Origin of the sequence: Nocardia farcinica, assembly GCF_029867845.1 — a bacterium.
Taxonomy (GTDB): domain Bacteria; phylum Actinomycetota; class Actinomycetes; order Mycobacteriales; family Mycobacteriaceae; genus Nocardia; species Nocardia farcinica_A.
This window is the reverse complement of sequence record NZ_JARWRU010000174.1, coordinates 1-5,903: the sequence shown is the minus strand read 5'-3', so window position 1 is coordinate 5,903 and position 5,903 is coordinate 1. Positions and strand designations below refer to the sequence as shown.

The window sequence follows — 5,903 nt, the reverse complement described above, 5'->3', positions numbered from 1 at the left end:
CCGCGCGCCGCCCCCCCCCCCCCCCGCCTCCTATACAAATTCTCGCCGCGCGCCCCCGCGCGGCGCCCCCGCGGGGCGGGGGCGCCCCCCCCCCCCCCCCCCCCCCCCCCCCCCACGCTCGTGTCTGGGGGGGCCGCCGTGTTCTCGACGGTGACGGCCGCGGCCGCGCGGTACCGCGGGCCGGGTGACGCTGGGCGCCCGCGCGGTGTCGCGCGGGCTCGCGCCCTCAGGGCTTGATGCAGCTGGAGGCGATGCGCCAGAAGGTCTCCGGCTGCAGGGTGTTCAGATCCCAGTCCTCCGCGAGCTCGTGCGCGGTGCTGACGATCCGGTCGATGTCGAAGTCGTCGCGCGTCGCCGCGCCGGTCGACTCCACCGCGTCGATGACGAAGGCGACCGCGGTCTCTCGCGTGTACCTGCCTGCGGCCTGCCCGGATCGGGCCGACGGTATGCCGGCCTGGGATGTGGTCATCGTCCTGCCGATCGGTGGCTGGACGGCCGGTTCGGATTCGACGAGCCCGACGTGGCCGTCAATGAGTGAATGATTCATCTGAACGCCCCTGACTTTCGATGGCGCGGCTAATTCCTGGCGACATTGCCGCAGATTCGCCGTAACAGCCGCCCCTGGTTGTCCCCTGATTTGTCCTGCGATTCCGAGTCTAGGACCGTGCATCTTGCAAATGCAAGTACATCTGCACCGTCCATTTGTATTCACGCAGTTGGATTTTCGTGCGTGTGCAGCCTGCGTACAACACGTCGAACGAGGCTTCGCCGTCTACGACCGCAGCCGAATATTTACCGCGTGAATACCGAACGCTGCCCGTCGCGCGGCGGTGTTGTCGCCGCTCGCGGCCTGTCGGATCGGGTGCCGCCAGGTCCGGCCGGGCGTGGGGTGGTGCTGTCGGTGGGAGCCGGCGCGGTCCGGGCCTGCACTCACCGGTGGTGCCGGAGGGCAGGTCCCGCGGTGGTTCGATCGGCTCCGCGTGATCTCGCCCGCCTTGCCTCTTGGTCTACCGCTTCTGTCAATGGAAGGGGAGCAGGCACGCGCAATCGTGATGAAAACGAATCCGCAGGGGCGCGGGAACGTTGATTCCGACCGGTTGCCAGGTTCTGATCACGTTGGTGCGCAGATCAGTTCGGCAATTGTTCAGCTAACAATTTCGGCGACGGCCTCGGCGATCGGTGTGCCGCCTTCGACCAGCTCCAGAGTGGTGTGGACGGTGTTCGGCGCGGGCAGCACGGCCGCGATCACCGCGGCCACGTCCGCGCGGGCGATACTGTCGCGACCCACCCGTCCGGCGCTGAGCGTGACCGATCCGGCGGGGGCGGAGTCGACCAGCCGCCCCGGTCGCAGAATGGTCCAGTCCAGGTCCCTTGACCGCAGGTCGGCCTCGGCCTGGGCCTTGGCGTCGAGGTAGGCCACCCACACCTCGTCACCGGTGGCGGGCGGTTCGTCGGCGCCCATGGCCGAGATCTGCAGGAAGCGGCGCACGCCCGCGCGCTCGGCGGCGTCGGCGAGCAGGATCGAGCCGTCCCGGTCGACGGTGTATTTGCGGGGCGCGCCGCTGCCGGGCCCCGCGCCCGCGGCGAACACCACCGCGTCCGCGCCCGCGACGGCCTCGGCGACCTCCTCGACGCCCGCCCGCTCGAGGTCGAGCAGCACCGGCGTCGCGCCGGTGGCCGACACATCGTCGGCGTGGTCGGGATTGCGGATCAGCGCGCGCACCCGATGGCCTTGCCCGCTCAGCTGCTCGGCCAGGTGCAGGGCGATCTTGCCGTGCCCGCCCGCGATCGCCACGTCCATGGTCGATGTCCTTCCTGTCGCGCTCTCGGTCCTGTTCGATGTGATGGCGCCGGGTATGCCCTCGGGTCTGGCGTGGGGCGGCCGGCCGTCAGCGCTCGGGGCCGCCGGGATTGCAGGAAGCGGCCACCGTTCCTTCATACCCGACGGCGGGGCGCCACGGCTCGAGGTTCCAGCTCGGCTTGTCCGGTCGCACCAGCCGGGCCCAGTGCCAGTGGCAGACGAACTGGTCGTACATGCCGGGGGAGTCGGCCGCGGGCGACAGAGCGAGGATCTCCGTCCAGGCGCGCTGCTCGGCGCCGGGGAAGGTGGTGTCGCGCCCGGCACGGGTGGGGAAGACGAGCAATCGGTCGCCGTCGACGGTCCGGGTCCAATCCACACGCTCGATGAGCGGCTGCCCCGCGTAGGGATCGACGGTGGGGCGCGGGGAGGTGGTCCACGTCCGCGCGGGCGGTGCCGGGTCCTCGGAGTGGAGCGTGGCCTGGGTCGGCGCGGGGGAGGTGGTGAGCGAGGTCGCGACGGCCGCCGTCGGGTCGGATGCCGGGGGAGCGGGGTCGTCCCCGCCGCATGCCGCGAGCGCCGGGCTGGACGTCAGGAACAGGCAGCAGCCGAGCGCGCCGAGCCGGGTGCGCGACGGGCCGGGGAGTGCGAGTCGCCACAGTCGCACCGCTGCGCCTCCTCGTCTCGTGCCGGGCGGTCGCCCTTCTCGTCCTCGGCCAGCCTAGTCGTCGCCGAAAGTGCCTGCGGTGAACGGCGTTCGCGTATCTCGCATTATGACGGAAGACACTCCGGTTTAGTTGTGGAGTCATACCTCTCGCGCATGGCAGACTCTATGGATGCGTTCCACGGAAGGTCGGCTCCTCGACATGTCCAGTCCCGAAAAGCGTTCACCGGCAAGCGAAGACGCGCACAAAGGTGGTCCAACCGTGCTTCGGATGATTCTCGGCGGCAAGCTGCGGCGACTGCGTGAGGCGCACGGCATCACCAGAGAGCAGGCGGGCGAGGCGATCCGCGGATCGCATTCCAAGATCAGCAGGCTCGAGCTGGGCCGCACTGGATTCCGCGAGCGCGATCTCATCGACCTGCTCAGGCTGTACGGGGTGACCGACGAGACCGAGCGAGCGGAGTTCCTCGAGCTGGCCCGCCGGGCGAACGCCTCGGGGTGGTGGCACCGCGACTCGGACTGGCTACCCAAGTGGTTCGACACCTACCTCGGCCTCGAGCAGGGCGCCCGGCTCATCCGCTGCTACGAGCCGAGGGCGGTCCCCGAGCTGTTCCAGACCGCCGACTACGCTCGCGCGCTGCTGACCCTGGCGCATCCGACCGAGCCCGCCCACGTCGTCGAACGCCGGGTGGCGCTGCGCATGCGCAGGCAGCACATCCTGGATCGGCCGGACCCACCGCAGGTGTGGCTGATCGTGGAGGAGTCGGCGCTGCGCAGGCCGATCGGCGGCTCGACGGTCTGGCGCCGGCAGCTGGACCGGCTGGCGGAGGTGATCGACCGGCCCAACATCACCCTGCAGGTGCTGCCCGACCACGTCGGCGGTCCCGCGCTGACCGACGGCGGGTTCACCATGCTGCGCTTCACCGAGTCCGACCTGCCCGACATCGTCTATCTGCAGCAGCTGACCGGGGCGCTGTACCTGGACAAGGAGGCCGACCTGTCGGCCTATCGCGCGGTGGCCAACACGCTGTCGGTGCACGCCTCGCCGCCCCAGTACACCCGCGGACTGCTCGACGCCCTGCGTCGTCGCGGACCCGAGACGGTGGACGAGCCGCTGGCGCGCTGAGCGGGCCGGGAGCCGATACTCAGGCGGGCGGCGGTCAGGAATTCGGCGCGATGGTGCCGATGATCGGATGCTGGGCAGGCTCCCCGCCGGGACCGGCCAGCATCCGCTTGAGGATCTTGCCGGTGTCCCCGCGCGGCAGCGCGTTGAGGAAGGTGACATCGCGCGGCACCGAGAACCGGCTGAGCCGGTTGCGGATGTAGGTGCGCACCATCTCCGAATCCAGTCCGGCGCCCTCCTTCTTCACCACGAAGGCCGCCAGGCGCTGCCCGTACTCGCGGTCCGGCACGCCGACCACCGCGACCTCGCGCACCTGCGGCAGGTACGACAGCGCCTCCTCGACCGGGCGCGGGAAGACGTTCTCGCCGCCGGAGATGATCATCTCGTCGTCGCGGCCCGCGATGTGCAGCCTGCCGGAGGCGTCGACATAGCCGAGATCGCCGGTGTCGAGCATGCCGTCGGCCTCCTCCGGCGGCGCGGCGTTGACGTAGCCGTCGAAGAGCATGTGGTTGCCGACGAAGACGTGCCCGGTGGCGCCGACCGGCACCGGGCGGTGATCGGGACCGAGCACCGCCACCCTGGTGCCCAGCGGTGGCCTGCCCGCGGTGGCCGGTGCGGCCGCCAGGTCGGCCGGGTCGGCGACGGTGGCCCAGGAGACCTCGGTGGAACCGTAGACGTTGTAGAGGATCTCGCCGAAGGCGTCCATGAAGTCCAGCACCGTGCTGGCCGCCAGCGGCGCGCCGCAACTGGCCACCACGCGGAGGCTGGAGGTGTCGTAACGGGCCCGCACCTGCTTGGGCAGCTCCAGGATGCGGTGCACCATGATCGGCACCACGATCAGGGTCCGCACCCGGTGCTCGGCCACCAGGCGCAGGCATTCCTCGGCGTCGAACTGCGACGGCAGCACCACGGTCGCGCGCAGAGCGGTGCTCAGTTGCAGCGCCGCCAGTCCCCAGGTGTGGAACAGCGGGGCCGGAATGAGCATGGTCTCGCCCGTGTGCAGCGGGATGCGCGACAGCAGCGCGGCGATGGTGCTGAAACCTTTGGGCTGTGGTCTGCGCGCGCCCTTGGGGGTGCCGGAGGTGCCCGAGGTGAGCACGATGAACTTGCCGGGATTGGCCGGTCTGCGGAAGCGGCTGTGGCCCGTGTCCGCCAGATCGTCGAGGGTCGGCCTGCCGGGGAACGCGGCGCCGCGGGTGCTGAAGCGTGGCAGATCGGAGTGCAGATAGCGCACCAGCGGGTCGAACTCGTCGTCGACGAACAGCGCGGACAGCTTGTCGCGCTGCACCACGTCCTCGATCTGCCGGGCGGGCAGGCCGGTGTTGATCAGGGCGACGTCGATGCCCAGTTTGCCGGTGGCGACCATGGTCTCGACCATGCCGCGGTGGTTGCGCGCGAGCAGGCCCACCGCGTCGCCGGCGCGCAGGCCGCGTTCGGACAGCGCGGCCGCGATCGCGGTGGTGCGGCGGTGCATCTCGCCGTAGCTCACCGCGCCCTCGGCGTCGATCAACGCGGTGCGACCCGGCTCGGCGATCGCTCCGGCCGCGTACCCGCCCGCCAGGTTGAACCCCCACGCGGTGAGTGTGCGCAGCTGCTTGATGCCCAGATCGGGGCGGGTGGTCGGCACGACGCCCGCGCCGACGACGTGCCGCACGATCTCCGCGCGCCTGCGCAGTGGCGCGTTCTCGCCGTTGACCAGCACCGAGGTCGGCGCGCCGCGCACCAGGTCGGTGAGCCTGCGCAGGCCACGCTCCACCCAGGCGACGATGACCGCGTTGGTGGCCTGTTCGACGGCGGGATGCATGCGCCCCGGCGCGAAGAGGGTGACCACCACGCGGGTGCGCTTCTCGTCGCCGAGCAACTGCACCGAGGCGAAACTGCCCTGCGCCGGGCACACCAGTTCCAGGCTCTCGAACCACCGGCGGATGCGCAGCTGCACCAGGTGCACCCGGATGCCGCTGTCCAGGCTGCCGAGTCGTATCCGCAACATGGTGTGCCCGCCCGCGGGCTCCACCGGATCGCACGCTCCGATACCGGAGAAGACGCGCGGAAAGGTCTGCGGTTCGCGGAGCAGTTCCCAGACCGACTGGCGGGGGATGGGAAGTTCCGCGGTCACATCGAAGACATCGGTAACCATCGGCGTGCAATTCTCGTCAGCCGGTTCGAACATCTCGGGTCGGCGGGAAACCTATTTGTAACCGGCGGTTCCGGCACCGTCAAGCTTTTCGGGTGTTCCGGCTCACAGTCTGTCCGCATGACCATCACATCGCCGGAACCCACTGTGCCGCAGCACAAAGCAGCTGGTCAGCGCGCTGCGG

5 protein-coding genes are annotated in these 5,903 nt (G+C 70.4%); 1 reads left to right on the top strand and 4 read right to left on the bottom strand.

The window, feature by feature from the left end:
• Positions 1–226: 226 nt before the first annotated feature.
• From QH283_RS03590 to QH283_RS03580, 3 genes are all read right to left on the bottom strand, one after another.
• Complete coding sequence (locus QH283_RS03590) at positions 227–469, bottom strand: hypothetical protein (RefSeq protein ID WP_280501591.1); 243 nt, start codon at positions 467–469, stop codon at positions 227–229.
• A gap of 675 nt (positions 470–1,144) precedes the next feature.
• The gene (locus QH283_RS03585; protein ID WP_280501590.1) at positions 1,145–1,801 is read right to left on the bottom strand and encodes an NAD(P)H-binding protein; all 657 of its coding nucleotides are present in this window, start codon (positions 1,799–1,801) and stop codon (positions 1,145–1,147) included.
• A gap of 88 nt (positions 1,802–1,889) precedes the next feature.
• Positions 1,890–2,465 (bottom strand): DUF2599 domain-containing protein, encoded by a 576-nt coding sequence (locus QH283_RS03580; protein WP_280501589.1) that lies wholly within the window; start codon positions 2,463–2,465, stop codon positions 1,890–1,892.
• Between the two features lie 268 nt (positions 2,466–2,733).
• On the opposite strand from QH283_RS03580, the gene QH283_RS03575 reads away from it, so the two are divergent.
• A complete protein-coding gene (locus tag QH283_RS03575) occupies positions 2,734–3,588 on the top strand; it encodes a helix-turn-helix domain-containing protein (protein ID WP_280501592.1) in 855 nt (284 codons plus the stop codon).
• A gap of 34 nt (positions 3,589–3,622) precedes the next feature.
• Here the strand turns inward: QH283_RS03575 and QH283_RS03570 are convergent, their stop codons facing one another.
• Positions 3,623–5,722, bottom strand: coding sequence for an AMP-binding protein (locus QH283_RS03570; RefSeq protein WP_280501588.1), 2,100 nt, complete (start codon positions 5,720–5,722; stop codon positions 3,623–3,625).
• Positions 5,723–5,903 lie beyond the last annotated feature (181 nt).

Excerpts from the sequence above, each read along its gene's own strand:
- QH283_RS03570 (WP_280501588.1), bottom strand. The coding sequence starts at position 5,722 with ATGGTTACCGATGTCTTCGATGTGACCGCGGAACTTCCCATCCCCCGC.
- QH283_RS03585 (WP_280501590.1), bottom strand. The coding sequence starts at position 1,801 with ATGGACGTGGCGATCGCGGGCGGGCACGGCAAGATCGCCCTGCACCTG.
- QH283_RS03575 (WP_280501592.1), top strand. The coding sequence starts at position 2,734 with ATGATTCTCGGCGGCAAGCTGCGGCGACTGCGTGAGGCGCACGGCATC.
- QH283_RS03590 (WP_280501591.1), bottom strand. The coding sequence starts at position 469 with ATGACCACATCCCAGGCCGGCATACCGTCGGCCCGATCCGGGCAGGCC.